This is a genomic window from Bradyrhizobium sp. SZCCHNR1043 (genome assembly GCF_032489675.1).
Classification (GTDB): Bacteria; Pseudomonadota; Alphaproteobacteria; order Rhizobiales; family Xanthobacteraceae; genus Bradyrhizobium.
In genome coordinates this window covers 77,654-95,909 of record NZ_JAUEYN010000001.1, presented here as the reverse complement: position 1 = coordinate 95,909, position 18,256 = coordinate 77,654, and the positions used below count along the sequence as shown (strand labels likewise).

The 18,256-nt window shown below is 67.8% G+C and carries 2 protein-coding genes (1 of these 2 only partly in view); both read right to left on the bottom strand.

The genetic code is table 11. The annotated features are described in order from the left end of the window. Positions 1–16,410 (bottom strand): non-ribosomal peptide synthase/polyketide synthase, encoded by a 16,410-nt coding sequence (locus tag QX039_RS00255; protein WP_315772832.1) that lies wholly within the window; start codon positions 16,408–16,410, stop codon positions 1–3. Further along, a protein-coding gene (locus QX039_RS00250; RefSeq protein ID WP_315772830.1) for a non-ribosomal peptide synthetase crosses the window boundary here: on the bottom strand, positions 16,403–18,256 show its 3' portion. The gene runs 4,746 nt beyond the window's last position; only the last 1,854 of its 6,600 coding nucleotides appear in the window; the start codon falls outside the window, past its right edge; the stop codon is at positions 16,403–16,405. The genes QX039_RS00255 and QX039_RS00250 overlap by 8 nt, the downstream gene beginning before the upstream one ends.

Sequence of the window (18,256 nt, the reverse complement as noted above, 5' to 3'; positions counted from 1 at the left end):
TCATTCAGCCGGTTCGGGCTGCAGATCCGGCGATGTCTGCGCCGCCCGGACGGGCACCAGCCACGCGCCGAGCGCCGCCAGGAAGGATTCGTTGCTAAGGATCGAGAAGTGGTCGTCGCCGGCCACGCCACAATCTGCCGCGTGCGGCAGCAGCGCCGCGAGCCGATCGCGCTGCCGAAGCCGGCCGGACGTCCACCAGCAGCTGGGCGCTGCAACGAGATCGGCCGGCCATTCGGCCGCCCGAGCCAGTTGCGCGAGATGGCGCCCGCCCCTGAAGGCCGCGACGATGTCGTCGACGCCGAGAAGACCATCGCGCGGCTGCAGCGGCGCCATGCCGATTGCATCGGCGACCAGGCGCCGGATCACCTCGTCCGTCACCGGCACATCGCCGGAACGAATCGCCGTCACCTGCGACGTGATGGCTGAAGGCTGCACGCCCGGCGCCGTGACCGACAGCAGCGTCAGCAAGTCGTCCGTCCAATGCCGCCCGGGCGACGGCTGCTCGTCACCATGCGGAACGAAGCTGTCGATCAGCGCCAGGCGCTCGACCCGCTCACCGCGCCGTTCCAGTTCGGCGGCCACCAGGCATGCGACCAGCCCGCCGAGCGACCAGCCGATCAGATGATAGGGTCCTTTGCTTTGCGTCCGCACGATCTCATCGACATAGTCAGCGGACATCGCCGCCAGCGACTGGTCGATGAAGGATGGTTCGATCAGCGTCCGGCACTGCAGTCCGATCAGTTGCCTCTGTCCCTCCAGACGGCGCGCCAGCGGCGCATAGTCGAACACCGTGCCGAATCCGCCGTGAAGGCAGAACACCGGCGGCGTGCCATCGACCGGCGAACTCAGGGGCAGCAGCGCCGACGGCCGCGTGGATGATGCTGCGGGGGTGCCGAGCAAGGCGCGAATGGTCGGCCTCTGCAGGAGATCGCGCAGCTTGATCTCGCCATCGAGGACCGGGTCGCAGCGAAGTCGCGCGATCACCTTGAGGCTGAGAATCGAATTGCCGCCGAGTTCGAAGAAGTTGTCGGTGACGCCGACTTGCGCGACGCCGAGAACCTCCGCCCACAGCTTCGCCATCGCGACTTCGGCAGCGATTTCCGGCGCGATGAACGCGGCCGCGGCAGCGATGTCCGGCGCGGGCAACGCCTTGCGATCGACCTTGCCGCTCGACAGCGTCGGCAGGCGCTCGAGCACGATGATGCGGGATGGAATCATGTAGGCCGGCAAGGTCCGGCGCAGCGCGGCGGTCAGCGCCGCGGACAGCCGCTCGGCCGCAGCGGCGGCGGCGTCGCATGGCGCTCGCGGCGCCACATAGGCCACCAGCTGATTGCCACCCGCTCCGGGTACGGCGATCACGGCGGCCTGCGCGACTGCTGGGTCGCTCAGCAAAGCCGATTGGATTTCGCCAAGCTCGATCCGGAAGCCGCTGACCTTGACCTGATCGTCGCTGCGTCCGAGATATTCGATCGTGCCGCTCGCATCCCATCGCGCAAGGTCGCCGGTGCGGTAGAGACGTGCGCCCTCGTTCGTCGAAAATGGATCCGGCACAAAGCGTTCCGCCGTCATGCCTGGCTTGGCGTGGTACCCGCGCGCGAGCCCGAACCCGCCGATGTAGAGCTCGCCGGCGGCGCCCGCTGGAACGAGATTCAGGAAGACATCGAGGATGTAGGCCGTGCGGCGGCCGACGGGACTGCCGATCGGTGCATACGCCTTGTCGCACTCCGTGTTGCCGTCGACCTTCCAGACCAGCGGTGTCACGACGGTCTCGGTCGGACCATATCCGTTGATCAGGATCTGCGGCTTCAGCGTCCGTCTGACCTTGTCGAAGCCGGCCTTCGGCATGGCCTCGCCGCCGAACGAATACAGCCTCACCGGCGGCGGATTGCCGGTCTGCTCCACCCATTCGGCGACCTGCTGGAGATAGGCCGGCGGCAGGCCGATGTGCGTGATGCGCTGGACATGAAGCGTCGCAACGGTCTGCTCGGGCGTCCATAGCTCCGCATCGCGCATGACCAGCCTTGCGCCCTGAGACAGCACCGTGAGCCAGCGCTCATGTGCGCCGTCGAACGCCAGCGACAGGAAATGCAGCTCGCTTGCGTGCTCATCGAGCTCGTAGAGCGAAGCGGTCGCCCTGCAATGCATCGCGAGCGGGCCATGCGCAACCGCAACGCCCTTCGGCCGCCCGGTGGAGCCTGACGTGTAGATCACATAAGCGAGGTTCTCCGGATGCAGATGAGGATCCGGCGCATGATGCGGACCGGCTTCGAAATCAAACGAGGCGAGATCGATGGCCCGAACGCCGGCGATGGCGACGACGTGACGCGAGCCGGACAGCAGAACCGTGATGCCGGCGTCACGCATCACAAAGTCAATGCGGTCCGGCGGCAGCTCGGGATCAAGCGGCACATAGGCTCCGCCGGCCTTCAGCACGGCGAGCAGCGCTGCCATCGTGGCGTCGTTGCGCTCGACGACGACCCCGACTCGCTGGTCCGGCCTGAGCCCGGCCTCGATGAGATGGTGCGCGAGCCGATTGGCGCGACGATCGAGCTCGCCGTAGGAGACGTTGCTGCCGCCGATCGTGAGAGCGACACGCTCAGGATTGCGCTGTGCATGACCGCCGATCATTTCGTGCACGAGCGGGCGCGTCGCGGCAGACGCCGCCCGACCATTGCAGACACGTGCTCGCTGCACGTCCTGAGCAGCCGCCGCATCGATCGCGCCGAGCGGGGCATCCGGACTTCGCATCATGACCGCAAGCAGATGTTCGAACTGTGCCCTCACCTGCTCCGCCTGATCCGGCGTGAAGTGGCTCGGCATATAGGTGAATTCGACCTGCAGCGTATCCTCGACCAAGACGGACAGATCCATCGGATAGTTGGTGACGTCGACATTGCGCAGCTCGCCGAATTGAAGCGAGCCATCACCCTGCAGCAGGCCACGCTCGACCGGATAGTTCTCGAACACGATGATGCTGTCGAACATGGTTTCGCCGGCACGCCCGGCCCAGCTCTGGATGTCGTAGAGCGGCGTCTGCTCGAAGTTGCGCATCGCGGCGTTACGGTCCTGCATGGCGCGCAGCCAGTCACCGATCAGAACATCCGGCGGGGGCGCCTCGATCATCGGCAGCGTATTGATGAACAGGCCGATCATCTGCTCGGCGCCGTCGAGACCGGGCGGACGGCCAGCGACGGTGACGCCGAACGTGATGGTCTGCTGGCCGGTGTAGCGCTGCAGCAGCAGCGCCCAGACGCCCTGGATGAGCGTGTTCAGCGTGATGCGCTCGTGCCGTGCGAACGCCTTCAATGCCGCGGTCGCATCCTTGTCGAGCCGCGTGTAGCAGCGGCGATGTCCGTGCGCATCGTGGCGCCGCGCGCCGAAGGCATCGGCCAGTTGCGTCGGCTGGTCGAAGGCCGTGAGTTGTCCTCGCCAGAAGCGCTCGGCCGCCTGCGCGTCCTGGGCCAGAAGCCAGGCAACATAGTCGCGATAGTGCGCCGAACGAGCCGTGAGCGCCCGCCCGGCACAGCGCTGCAGGATTTCGGCGATGAAGCGGGCCGAGCTCCAGCCATCCATCAGGATGTGGTGGTAAGTCCAGATCAGGCGATGGCGATCGTGGTCGAGCTGCAACAGGCGGACACGCTGCAGCGGCGGTACCGCGAGATCGAACTCGGCGTCACGCTCTGCGGCCAGGGCCGCTGACAGCCGCGCCTCATCGACGGCCTGTCCGCGCCAGTCTTCCGTCGTGAACGGCACGCTCGCCTCGCGATGGACCGCCTGCAGCGGTGCGCCGGACAGCTCGCGCCAGAGGAAACCGGTGCGCAACATCGGATGACAAGCAGAGACCTCCTGCCAGGCGCTGCGCAGCCGCTCGACGTCCAGCCCTCGGATCTCGACGCTCACCTGGTTGACATAGACGCCGCTGCCGGCATCGCGCAGGCTGTGAAACAGCATGCCCTGCTGCATCGGCGAGAGCGGATAGACGTCCTCGATGCGGTCCCAGTCGACACCAAGCCGCGCGAGCTCCTCGCTCGTCAGCCCCGACAATGCGCCGCGCGCGAGGGTGACCGGGGGCTGGTCGTTCCGCGCCACCAGGCAGGCCGGCGCGAGCAGCTCGATCGTCTGCAGCCGGAACACGTCTCTCGGCTCCAGCTCGAGACCGGCGCGGCGTGCGCGACTGACCATCTGCAGCGAGATGATCGAGTCGCCGCCGAGCTCGAAGAAGTTGTCGGTGACGCCGACATCCACCTGGTGCAGCAGCTCGGCCCAGATCGCAGCGAGTGCGGCCTCGGTCGGATTGCGTGGCGCGATGCGCTGCGCCTTAGCGGACCGCGTGTCAGGCAGCGGCAGCGCCTTGCGATCGATCTTGCCATTGGGAGTCAGCGGCAGTTGTGGCAGCACAATCACACGCGACGGCACCATGTAGTCCGGAAGCAAGGAGATGAGCTGCGCGCGCAGCTCAGCACCATCGAGCGAATCGTCGCTGCTGACGTAGCCGACCAGTTGCCGACTACTGCCGAGTTCCTGCGCCACCACGACGCTGTCGCGCACGCCGGGCTGTGATCGCAACCGCGCCTCGATCTCGCCGAGCTCGATGCGGTGGCCACGGATCTTCACCTGGTGATCGGCGCGGCCGACATAATCGAGCAATCCATCGGCCCGCCACCGCGCCAGATCGCCGGTCCGGTACAGCCGCGCACCGGGATCGCCGAATGGGTCGGGAATGAAGCGCTCGGCGCTGAGCGCCGGACGGCTCCAATAGCCACGGGCCAGGCCCTCGCCACCGATGAAGAGTTCGCCTGTCACGCCGACGGGCGTGCGGTTGAGACCGCCGTCAAGCACATGGAGCGTGGTGCTGCCGATCGGGCCGCCTAGCACGGGTGCAGGATCGCGCGCATCGAGCCGATGGCGCGCCGACCACACCGTGGCTTCCGTCGGTCCAAACAGGTTCCAGACCTCGTCTCCGAGCGCGAGCAGCCGGAGCGCCAGGTCGGGAGCCAGCGCCTCGCCGCCGCTCAGCAACCGGCAGCCCCGAGGCAGCCATCCGTGCGAACCGTCGTCGTGATCGAGCAGCATGCGCCAGCTCGACGGCGTCGCCTGGATCATGGTCACGCCCTGCCGGGCCACGATCGCCTTCAAGGCCGCCGGATCATGGGCCGAGGCGCGATCCGCCAGCACGATCCGAGCGCCACGCGTCAGCGGCAGCCAGAGCTCGAGCACCGCGATGTCGAACGACAGCGAGGTCAAACCGAGCACGCGGTCATCGCGCGCAATGCCGGGCTGCTCAGCCATCGTCGCCAGGAAATTCGTCACGGCGCCATGGCGCACCATCACGCCCTTGGGCAGGCCAGTCGAACCGGAGGTGTAGATGACGTAAGCGAGGCTTTCAGGATGGAAGGCGACGTCGAGATTGCCTGCGTCGACCGTTTCTTCTCCAGCCACCTCGTCCAGCAGCCAAGCCTGGGCGTGGCCGCCCGCCAGCACCGGCGCGAGCCCGTCGTGGAGCGTCGCTTGCGTCAGCAACAGCTTCGCGCCGCCGTCGCTCAGCATGTGCGCGAGACGCTCGGCCGGATAGTCCGGATCGAGCGGCAAATAGGCTCCGCCTGTCTTGAGCACCGCGAGCAGCGCCACCATCATCGTGACACCGCGCTCGAGCGCCAGCCCCACCACCACGTCCGGACCGACGCCATGCTCCCTGAGCCTGTGGCCGAGCCGGTTCGCGCGCGCGTTCAGCGCGCCATAGCTGATCGTCTCCTCATTGTGCACGAGCGCGATCGCATCGGGCGCGCGCTCTGCTTGCGCCTCGAACTGAGCGACGACGCTCGGTGTCGTCACGGCCCCCGCCGAATCGTTGACCCGCGCCAGCAGCGCGAGGTCTGCGGAATCATCGGCCGCAATGCAGCCGACCGCCTGCTCGGCATCGCGAGTGATGGCCGCGAGCAGTTGCACGAACGCCATCTGCAGCCGACGAATCTCGACTTCGTCGAAATGTTGCTGCTGGAAATTGAACACCAACCGCAGCTCTCTTTCGAGACCGACGCTCACGAACAGCGGATAGTTGCTCGTTTCGAGGATCCTCGTCCGGCTGACGCTCAGGCGGCCATCCTTGGTCTTCAAGGCCTCGTCGACCGGATAGTTCTCGAACACGAGAATGCTGTCGAACAGCGGACGCCCTGCCCGGCCCGCGATCCGCTGGATGTCGGCCAGCGGCATCCAGCCGTGATCCCGCAAGGCGAGATTGCGATCCTGCAGGTCGCGCAACCACGCGCCGATCCGCTGCTGCGGATTCTCGGCGTCGACCACCGGCAAGGTGTTGATGAAGAGACCGACCATCTCCTCGGCGCCGGCGAGCCCGGCGGGTCGGTCCGACACCGTCACACCGAAGCAGACCGTGTCCTGGCCGGTGAATCGACGAAGCAATTGCGCCCATGCCGCCTGCATCACCGTGTTCAGCGTGACCCGCTCGCGGGTCGCGAAACGTTGCAGTCGCTCGCTGAGATCGACGTCCACCGCCATGGCGAGCGAGCCATGGCCCATGCGCGCGTCGACCGCAGGCTGCGCCAGCAGGCTCGGCTCGTCGAGCCCGGCCAACGCCGCGCGCCAGAACTCGGCCGCAGCACCATGGTCCTGCGCCTGCAGCCAGGCGATGTAGTCGCGGTAGCGCGGCGGCTGTCCCTGCAGCGCCGCCTGCTCCTCGTGCTGCATCACCTCGGCGATGAAGCGGGCCGAACTCCAGCCGTCCATCAGGATATGATGATGAGTCCAGATCAGCCAATGCCGGTCGTCGGCGATCCGGATCAGCCTCACGCGCTGCAGCGGCGGCCGCGAGAGATCAAAGCCGTCGACGCGCTCGCGGTCTGCAACCGTCGTGAGCACAGCATCCAAGGCGGCCGGAGCGAGCTGCGCCGCACGTTCCCGCCAATCCTCCGCGACGAAGGGAACGTCGGCACTGCGATGCACGACCTGCTGCGGTGGTCCCGGCAATTCACGCCACAGGAAACCGGTGCGAAGCACGGTATGGCGATTGCTGACCGCCTGCCACGCGGCTTGCAGCTTGCCGGCGTCGAGACCGCGGATCTCGGCGGCAACCTGGTTGACGTAGACCCCGGTGCCGTCGTCGTGCAACGCGTGGAACAGCATGCCCTGCTGCATCGGCGACAGCGGATAGATGTCCTCGACCTCGCGCCAATCCAGCGTCAGCGCGTCGAGCTCGGCCTGGCTCAGCTTCGACAGCGGCACATCGGATGGCGTCACGCCGTGGACGCCGCTCGTGCAGTGATCGACCAGCTCACGGAGCGCCGCCTCGAAACAGCCTGCGACGCGGGTCACGGTCTCGCGTCGATAGCGCTTCCTGCTGAAGCCGAACGATAGCTCCAGACGACCGTCGAGCACCCTCGCATTGATGGCGATATGGTGGCGCAACGGGCTCGATGCCGCACGCGACGGGCCGGCGCTCTCGGGCGCGATCGAGAACAGTGCAGTCTCGTCCGTGCTGCCATCGACCTGACCGAGATAGTTGAACCCGATGCGCGGCTGCGCTCCCGTCGTCAGCGTCGCACGCTGGGCATCAGAACCCAGATAGCGCAGGACGCCGTAACCAAGTCCCCGGCTGGGGACTGACCGCAGCATCTCCTTGGTCGTCTTGATCAGCACCGCGGGTGGCTGCGATCCAGCCATCAGATGTACCGGAAACGCAGTCGTGAACCAGCCGATGGTTCGTGACAGATCGAGCCCGCCGCCCAGATCCTCGCGGCCGTGGCCTTCGAGCTCGACCGTCATGATTTCGCGGCCCGACCACTGCCACACCGCGCGCGCGAGCGCCGACAGCAGCAGATCATTGACCTGGGTTCTGTACGCGCCGTGCGCCGTACCCAGCAGACGCGCGGTCAGCTCGGCGTCGATCGCAAGCAGCACGTCGTCGGCGTCGGCGATCGTATCCCGATCCGCATGATCAGAATCGCATGGCACGTCGTCCGCCCGCCGGAGCCCTGACCAGTAGTCCAGCTCGGCAACCAGCGCATCCGAGGCCGCGTGTGCGCGTAGCGCTGCGCCCCATTGGGCGTAGGCGTGCGTCTTGGCCGGCAGTGTCGCCTCTTGCCCGCGCATGAGCTGCTCATAGGCAGCCGCGAGATCCTCCAGCAGCACGCGCCACGACACGCCGTCGATCACGAGGTGATGGATCACGATCAGGAGGCGCTGCTCGCCTTCCGGCAGATCGATGCCGGCCATCCGCACCAAACGACCATGCGCGAGCGAGAGGCTCGCCTGGACCTCTGCGGCGAGCGCGGTGACCGCCTCGCCGTCGGCGAGCTCGCACGACCGCAACAGGTCCGAGACAGCCGGCCCCGGCCCGTGCTCGGCGCGCCAGACACCGTCGATGCGTTCGAAGCGCAGTCGCAGTGCGTCGTGATGCGCGACGACGGCCACCGCTGCGCGTCGCAACACGTCCCAGTCGAGCCGCCGCCGCGGCCGCAGCAGCAAAGCCTGATTCCAGTGATCAGGGGCGTCCAGTTCCTGCTCGAAGAAGCGGAGCTGAATCGGCAGCAACGGAAGTGGCCCGGCGATGCGCCCCTGCTCTGCCGTCGTCTCCAGCCGGACGATCACCCGCGCGTCGCGCGCCAGGGCTTCCAGCGTCTGGTGCTTGAAGACGTCTCGCGGCTCGATCAGAAGGCCGGCCCGCCGCGCACGACTGACCATCTGCAGCGAGATGATGGAATCGCCACCGAGCTCGAAGAAATTGTCGGTCATCCCGACATCCGGCTGATGCAGCAGCTCGGCCCAGATGGTGGCCAACGCAGCCTCGGCCGGCGTCCGCGGCGCAATCCGCATCGCTGCAACGGGCGCCTCCGGCGCTGGCAGCGCGTTGCGATCGACCTTGCCATTCACCATCAGAGGCAGGCGGTCGAGGACCATGATCCGCGCCGGCACCATGTGGTCCGGCAGCGTTGCGGACAGGGCCTCACGCAGCGTCGCAGCATCGAGCATGCCGTCGCCGCAGACATAGCCGACCAGCTGCCGACCCACGCCGAAATCCCTGGCGATCACGACGGCCGCGCTGACCGAGGGCTGCTGCAGGAGCCGCGCTTCGATCTCGCCGAGCTCGATGCGGAAGCCGCGAACCTTCACCTGGTGATCGGCCCGGCCGACATAGGCGATGGCGCCGTCGCTGCGCCAGCGCGCCAGATCGCCGCTTCGATAGAGCCGCGCGCCGGGAGGTCCGAAAGGATCGGGAATGAAGCGCTCGGCCGTCAGCGCCGCGCGCCCGAGATAGCCGCGCGCCAGCCCGTCTCCGCCGATATGGAGCTCGCCCGTCGTTCCCTCGGCGACCGGATTGAGATCGGCATCGACAATGCACAGGATCGTGCCCGGGATCGGGAAGCCGATCGGCACGCCCGACCCGCTCGGCCCGCGACAGTTCCAGAAGCTGGCATTGATGAGCGCTTCGGTCGGCCCATACCGATTGTCGAACCGGATCGCCGGGAACACCGAATAGACTTGGTCCTTCAGCTGGACCGGCAGGGCCTCGCCACCGGAGAACAGGCGCTTCAAGGTCACGCACCGCTGAACCTCTGGCTCAGCCACGAATTGCGCGAGCATCTGCGGCACGAAATGCAGCGTGGTCACGCCATGCGCAGTGACCGCATCGATCAGCCGCTTCGGCTCGCGATGTGCGCCTGGCGCTGCAATCGCAAGCCGCGCGCCGACGATCAGCGGCCACAGGATTTCCCACACCGCGACGTCGAAGCTGAACGGCGTCTTCTGCAACAGCGTTTCGCTGGGATCGAGCCCGTACTCCTTCTGCATCCATCCTAGCCGTGCCGCCAGGGCGCCGCGCGTGCAGGCCACGCCCTTGGGCACGCCGGTCGAGCCGGACGTGTAGATCACATAGGCGAGGCTCTCGGCATGAACCGGAATCCGAACATCGGAGCCATCAGTGGCGCGCAAACCGCGACCCTCACGGGCGCCGTCGACCACGAGCAGCTCGGCGCCCACCCCTGCCGTGATCTCGATCAGCCGATCGCGCAGTTGCGCCTGCGTCAGCACCAGCCGGGCGCCACTGTCGCACAGCATCGCGGCGAGCCGCTTGGCGGGATAGTCCGGATCGAGCGGCAGGTAGCCGGCGCCGGCTTTCATAACGGCCAGCACAGCCACGACCAGGTCGGCGCTGCGCTCGAATGCCAAGCCGACCGGAGCATCCAGAGCGACGCCGGCCTGCCTGATCTGTCGCGCCAGTCGGTTGGCCCGCGCATTCAGTTCGGCGTAGCTGATCCTCTCCTGACCGGAGATCACGGCAATGGCCGCAGGCGACCGTGCGACCTGCTGCTCGATCTGCGTCACGACGTCGACGAAGTCGTCATTCACCGTCCGCGCGACAGGTCCCGAGCTCCAGCCGAGCACTCGATGCAAAGCGGCGGCGTCCAATCCATGCAGCTCTGCGACCGGTCGGCTGCCGTCGTCGGCAATGCGCGCGAGCAGACAGGCGAAAGCTGCCTGTATCCGCTCGATCTGCGCCTGGTCGAACTGGCTGCGATCGTAGCGGAATCCAAGCCGGATGCCCCTGTCCGTCACGAACACCGCGACCGTGAGCGCATAGTTCGTGATCGAGATCTGCTCGGCGCGGCTGGCACGCGGCCCCTCGCCGGCCTGATCGCGCAGCGCCGCGTCGACCGGATAGTTCTCGAACACGAAGATGGAGTCGAACAGCGGCCGGCCGGCGCGGCCCGCAAGCCGCTGAATCTCGTGGAGCGGCATCCAGCCATGCTCGCGCAAGTCGACGTTGCGATCCTGTAAGCCGCGCAACCAATCACCGACCGACATTTGAGGCGTTGCATCCTCGAACACGGGCACGGTGTTGATGAACAGGCCGACGGTCTCCTCCACGCCCGCGATCTCAGGCGGCCGGCCGGAGATCGTGGCGCCGAAGCAGACGACATCCTGGCCGGTCAAGCGCCGCAGCAGCTGTCCCCAGGCCGCTTGCAGGACCGTGTTCAGGGTCACCCGCTCGCGCCGCGCCACGACCTGCAGCCGCTCCGTCGTCGCCCCATCGATGACGAGATCGATCGAGCCATGGCCGTCGGCAGGCGCGGCCGGCCCGCCCAGCGCATCGGCAAGCAGGCTCGGCTCACCGACCGTCGAGAGCGAGCGTGCCCAGAACGCGCTCGACGCATCGCGATCCTGCTGCTGCAACCAGGCAATGTAGTCGCGGTAGCGGCCGCGTGGGGCGGACAGCGACGCGCCACCGACATGCTTCATGATCTCGCCGATGAGCCTTGCCGCGCTCCAGCCGTCGAGCAGGATGTGATGATGTGTCCAGATCAGGCGGTGCACACCGCCGCCGAGATCGATGAGACGGACCCGCTGCAATGGCGGACGCGACAGGTCGAAGCCGGCCCGCCATTCGGCTGCGGCCACATCGGCCAGCGCCGCGTCACGCGCGGCCTGATCCATCGAGTCCACACGGTCGCGCCAGTCCTCCTCGACGAAGGGGACAGGAACCTGCCGGTGGACGACCTGCTGCGGCGCGCCCGACAATTCTCTCCACACGAACACTGTCCGCAGCACCGCGTGTCTCGCCGTCACCGCCTGCCACGCCGCGCGCAAGCGCGCCGCGTCCGCACCGCTGATGTCGACGGCGATCTGGCTGACATAGTTGCCGCTGTCACCGTCGCGCAGCGCGTGGAACAGCATGCCCTGCTGCATCGGCGACAGCGGATAGATATCCTCGATATCGCGCCAATCGCGCGACGCTCCGAGCAGGTCGAGCTCCGGCTGGCTGAGGCCTGAGAGCGGAACGTCCGACGGCGTGAGGCCGTATACGCCGTTCGTGCAATGCGCGACGAGTTCGCGCAGGGCCGCGGAATAGCACGCGGCCAGCCGCTCGATCGTCGCGCGGCGATAGCGTCGGCGGCCGAAGCTGAATGTCAGCCTCAGCCGGCCATCAAGCACCTGGCCGTTGATGCTGAGCCAGCGCCCGAGCGGCGCGCTCGCGCTGCGTGACGGCCCCGCGCCTTCCGGCGCGAGCGCGAAGGCAAGGTCGGAGCCGGCGCCGAACTGGCCGAGATAGTTGAAGACGATCCGCGGCTCGGCTCCGCCCGTCAGGGCGGCGCGCTGCTCGGGGCTGCCGCAATAGCGCAGCACGCCGTAGCCGAGCCCGCGCGCCGGGATGGCCCGCAACTCCTCCTTGATCGATCTGATCAGCGTGGCGTTATCGCCAGCACAGCCGGCGAGTCGAACGGGAAACGCGGTCGTGAACCAGCCGACCGTCCGCGACAGGTCGAAGCCCTCGAAAATGTCTTCCCGGCCGTGACCTTCGAGCTCGACCAGACATTCATCGAGCCCGCCCCAGCGGCTGACCGCGCGGGCCAGCGCCGCCAGCAGCAGGTCATTGACCTGGGTCCTGTAGGCAGCGGGCGCCTGCTTGAGCAGTTGCCCGGTCATGTCGGTATCGAAGGACACGACGACATCCTCACCATCGGCGACACGATCGGTCTCGCCGTGATCATCGTCGCATGGCACGTCGCCGGCGGCGGTCCGCTGTCTCCAATAGTCGAGCTGACCAGCCAGCTCCTCGCTGGCGGCGTAGTCTTCGAGACTGATGCCCCATGACGCCATGGACCGGCTGTTGGAAGGCAGAGCAATCGCGGCCGCGCCCTGCGCCACCTGTCGATACGCCGAGGCGATGTCCTCGAGCAGCACGCGCCAGGACACGCCATCGACGACGAGATGATGCACGACGATGAGAAGCCTCTGGCTGCCGTCGGCAACGTCCATGCCGACGAGCCGCAGCAACGGTCCCTGCAGAGACAGGCTTGCCTGCGCGGTCGCGCCAGCCGAGGTGATCTCAGCCGCATCGGCGACGGTGCGGATCCAGAGCAGATCGGCGCTCGCCGGCATCGCGCCATATATCGCCTGCCACTCTCCGTCGCTTTGCCGGAATTGCAGCCGCAGGGCATCGTGATGCGCCACCACGGCCTCGACCGCCTGCGCCATCACCCGCCAGTCGAGCCGCGCCGACGGCACGAGCATCAACGCCTGATTCCAGTGATGCCGTTCGCCGGCGTCCTCGGCAAAGAAGCGGCGCTGGATCGGCAACAGCGGCACCGGATCGCCATCGCGCGCAAGCGGCTCAGCGGATGCAACGACGGCCCGATCGCGACGCGCGACCCGCGCCAGCTCCTGCAGCGTCTGATGCCGGAACAGGTCGCGCGGCTCGATGGCAAGCCCGCGCTGGCGTGCACGTCCGACCACCTGCAGCGAGATGATGGAATCGCCGCCGAGCTCGAAGAAATTGTCGGTCAGGCCCACCCGCGAATGGCCAAGCAATTCCGCCCAGATCGCCGCCAGCTCCAATTCCGCGGGGGACTGCGGCGCGACGTAGTCGGTCTCGGCAGACAATTGCTCGGGCGTCGGCAAGGCGTCGCGATCGACCTTGCCATGAGCGGTGAGCGGCATCCGCGGCATCAGCACGATCCGCGCCGGAACCATGTAGTCCGGCAGCGCCTCCGAGAGCGCCGCCCGCAGCCCGGTCTCGTCGAGGCCGTCCCCGCCGCAGACATAGCCGACGAGCTGCTGGCGTCCGCCGATCTCGCGTGCCACCACCACCGCCGACTGAACACCCGCCTGCCGCGTCAGCCGTGCCTCGACCTCGCCCGGCTCGAGGCGGAAGCCGCGGATCTTGAGCTGGTGGTCGGACCGGCCGACATAGTCGATGACGCCATCGGCGCGCCAGCGCGCCAGATCGCCGGTGCGATACAGCCGCGCGCCAGGTGCGCCGAACGGATCGGGGATGAAGCGCTCCGCCGTCAGCGCCGGCCGATTCCAATAGCCGGCCGCGAGCCCCTCGCCGCCGATATGAAGCTCGCCGGTGACGCCGACCGGAACGATGTTGAGATCGCCGTCGAGAACATAGGCCGAGCGCCGGCCGACTGGACGGCCGATCGGCGCATAGCCGCAGTCGATCTCGGCATCGGCGTCGACCTTCCAGACCAGCGGTGTGACCACCGTCTCCGTCGGACCATAGCCATTGATCAGCTTGCGCGGCCGCAGCGCCTGCCTGACCTTGTCGAAGCCGGATTTGGGCATCGCCTCGCCGCCGAACGAATACAGCGACACGGGCGGCGGATCGCCGCTCCACGCCGCGAAGTCGGCGAGCTGCTGCAGATAGGCCGGCGGAAAGCCGGCATTGGTCACCCGCTGCGCGCCCATCACGTCGAGCGTCTTCTCCGCCGACCAGAGATCGGCATCACGCATCACCAAGGTCGCGCCGCAGCCCAGCGCGGTCCACAACCGCTCATGCGCGCCGTCGAACGTGAAGGAGAGGAAGTGCAGCTCGCGCGACTGCCGGCCCATCTCGTAGAGCTCGGCGGTGGCCTCGCAATGCATTGCGAACGATCCGTGAGCGACCGCAACGCCCTTCGGCACGCCGGTGGAGCCGGACGTATAGATCACGTAGGCGAGGCTCGCGGGATGGACATCGACCGCCGGGTCGCTCTCCGTCGTCTCAGCCGCCATCGCGCCGAGATCGACGACCGCGATCCCCGGCATCGGCGGCCATTGCGATCGTCCCGCCGCATCGACCAGCACGACGCGCGCGCCGGCATCTCGAACGGTGGCGGCCAGCCGCGCTGGCGGATGATCCGGATCGAGCGGCAGATAGGCCGCGCCGGCCTTCAGGACGGCAACAAAACTTGCGACGAGATCGGGCGAGCGCTGCATCGAGAGTCCGACGAGCTCGCCGGGACGAACGCCCAGCGTTGCAAGATGCTGCGCGATGGCATTGGCGCGGCGATCGAGCGCCTGATAGGTGATCGTCTCGGCCCCAAACACCAGGGCCGCTGCACTCGGCGTCTCCTTTGCGTGCCGGGCGAACATCCGATGCACCGGCTGGAACGGCACGAGCGCGGGAGGGCAAGCGTTCCACTGTCTGACGTCGTCGCGTTGCCGGGCCGACAACAGCTCCAATGCCGCGATCCGACGTGTGGGATCCGCGACCATCGCCTGCAGGATCGTGAGCCAATGCCCGGCGAGCCGTGCGATGGTCGACCGGTCGAACAGCGCGGTGGCAAAGGAGAACAGCGCCGAGACGTCTCCCGACGGCGCCTCCTCGCTGTCGAGAGCGAGGTCGAATTTCACCGTGTCGATCTCTGCCGCGATCGTCTCGATCTGCAATTCGGACGCAGCCGGCGCATGCGCCGGCTCGCGCCGGTGCTGATGGTTATAGAGCACCTGGAATAGCGGAGTCTGGCTTAGGCTGCGCTGCGGCTGCAGCACGTCGAGCAGCCGCTCGAACGGAAGATCCTGGTGATCCTGGGCCTCGAGCGAGGCCTCGCGCAGTGCCTTGATGACGTCGCCGATCGTACCCTGACTGTCGATCCGTGTGCGCAGCACCTGGGTGTTGACGAGCAGGCCAATCAGACGCCGCGTCTCCGACCGGTCGCGATTGGCGAGCGGAACGCCGATGCTGATGTCGGGCTGGCCGCTGTAGCGATAGAGCACCAGCTTCAGCGCCGCCAGCAGCACCACGAACAGCGTCGTGTGCTGTCCCCGCGCCAGCTCGCGCAGGCGATCGGCAAGCTCCGCCCCGAGCGACAGCCGTATGGCATCGCCAGATTGATCGGCCTGGGCTGACCTCGGCCGATCGAACGGCAGCGGCAGCATGACCGTGTGATGGAGACGGCCGGTCCAGTAGCGAAGCTGCCGCTCCTCCTCGACGGCACCGAGCCACAGTCGCTGCCAGGCGGCGAAATCGGCGTAGTCGATCTCGAGCGCCGGCAGTGAGGCGGTCTCGCCGCGGACGGCGGCGCGATAGAGCTGCCAGAACTCGTCGGTGAGGACCTGCATCGACCAGCCATCGGCGACGATGTGATGCAGCGTGACCGAGAGGACATGGTCGTGCTCGCCAAGTCCCAGCAGCGCCGCGCGCAGCAGCGGTCCGGATTCCAGATCGAACGGCAACGCCGCTTCCTCACGCAGCAGCCGGCGCGCCTGCTGCTCGCGATCATCGCCCGCGATCTCGATGCGGCGAAGCGCGACGGGCGCCGGCAACCATACGATCTGCTCCGGCTCGCCGTCGTCCTGCCGGAACGTCGTGCGAAGCGCGGCATGGCGCATGACGAGTTCATCGAGCGCCCTTTGGAGCGCACCAACATCAAGCCGACCCCGCAGGCGGATCGCGACCGGCATGTTGTAGGCGGAGCCGCCCGGATCCATCCGCCACAGGAACCAGAGGCGGGCCTGCGCGAACGACAACGGCGCGCGCTGCAGATGCTGCCGGGCGATCGGCAAGATCGACAGATCGATCCCCTTGGCCGCCAACTGCGTCAGGAACGCGCGCTGCTTCGAGGCATCGAGACGCACCAATCGACGCGCGATTTCGCCGAGCTGCTGGGCCTGGAGTCCGGACTGATCATTCATTGGCGAACTCGACTTCCTCAAGCAGATCGAACATGGCGGCGATGTCGTCGCTCCGCCTGCTTGTCGGCGGGTCCGCGGCGAGCGCAGACGCCATGGCCTCGATCGTGGTCAGTTCGAACAACCGCTTCAGCGGCACCTCCCACGCGAGATCGCGCTTGATGCGGCCGACGAGCTGGACGGCCACCAGCGAGTCGCCGCCGAGCTCGAAGAAATTGTCGGTGACGCCGACGTCCGGCCTGTGCAGCAGCTCTGCCCAGATCGCCGAGAGTGCGGCCTCGGTCGGATTGCGCGGGGCGATGCGATGCGCTTCGGGAGCCCCGACATCGGGCCGCGGCAGCGCCTTGCGGTCGATCTTGCCGTTCGGCGTCAGCGGCAGCTCCGGCAGCACGATCACGCGCGACGGAACCATGTAGCCCGGCAGCGCTGCTGCGAGCGCAGCGCGGAGGCCGCCGCCGTCGAGCGTATCCTCGCCGCTGACATAGCCGACCAATTGACGGCCGCCGCCGAGCTCCTGCGCCACGACGACGCTGTCGCGCACGCCCGGCCGCTCCCGCAGCCGCACCTCGATCTCGCCGAGCTCGATCCGATGTCCGCGGATCTTCACCTGATGATCGGCGCGGCCGACATAGTCGAGCACGCCGTCGGCCCGCCAGCGCGCGAGGTCGCCGGTCCGGTACAGCCGCGCGCCGTCGCTGCCGAACGGATCCGGGATGAAGCGCTCCGCGCTCAACGCGGCGCGTTTCCAATAGCCGCGCGCGAGCCCGTCACCGCCGATGAAGAGCTCGCCAGTGACGCCGACCGGCGCCAGATTGAGTTCGGTGTCGAGCACGTACAACCGGGTGTTGCCGATCGGGCTGCCGAGCAGCGGCACCGGATCGGTCGCATCGAGGCGGTGACGCGCCGACCACACCGTGGTCTCGGTCGGCCCATACAGGTTCCAGACCTCGCTGCCCAGCGCGCCCAGCCGCCGCGCCAGGTCCGAGGCCAGCGCCTCCCCGCCGCTCAGCAGGCGACAGCCCTTCGGCAGCCATGGAGCCGTCTCGTGTGTATCGGCCGCGTCGTGATCGAGCAGCATGCGCCAGCTCGACGGCGTCGCCTGGACCATGGTCACGCCGTGCCGTGCCACCATCGCCTTGAGCGCCACCGGATCATGGGCCGTGACACGGTCGGCGAGCACGATCCGGGCGCCATGGGTCAGCGGCAGCCACAGCTCCAGCACGGCGATGTCGAACGACAACGAGGTCAACGCCAGCACGCGGTCGTCGGCCGCGATGCCCGGCTGCTCGGCCATCGTCGTCAGGAAGTTCGTCACCGCGGCGTGACGCACCATCACGCCCTTGGGCCGACCGGTCGAGCCGGAGGTGTAGATGACGTAAGCGAGGCTCTCCGGATGCACGTCGACAGCAAGATTATCGGTCTGGCCGAGGCCCTCGCCAGCCGCCACCTCGAGCAGCCATGCCTCGGCCTCGCTCCGGGCCAGCACCGGCGCGAAACCGTCGTGCAGCATGGCTTGCGTCAGCAGCAGCTTGGCGCCGCTGTCGTTCAGCATGTGCGCGAGCCGCTCGGCCGGATAGTCCGGATCGAGCGGCAGATAGGCCCCGCCCGCTTTGAGCACCGCGAGCAGCGCAACCATCATCGTGACGCCGCGCTCCAGCGCCAGCCCGACCACAACATCCGGCCCGATGCCGCGATCCCTGAGCCGCCGCGCCAGGCGGTTCGCCCGCGCATTCAGCGCGCCGTAGCTGATCGTCTCCTGCCCGTGTACGAGCGCGATCGCATCGGGAGATCGCGCCGCATGCACCTCGAACTGCCGGTGCACGCAGAGCGTATCCGCGAAGCTGACAGC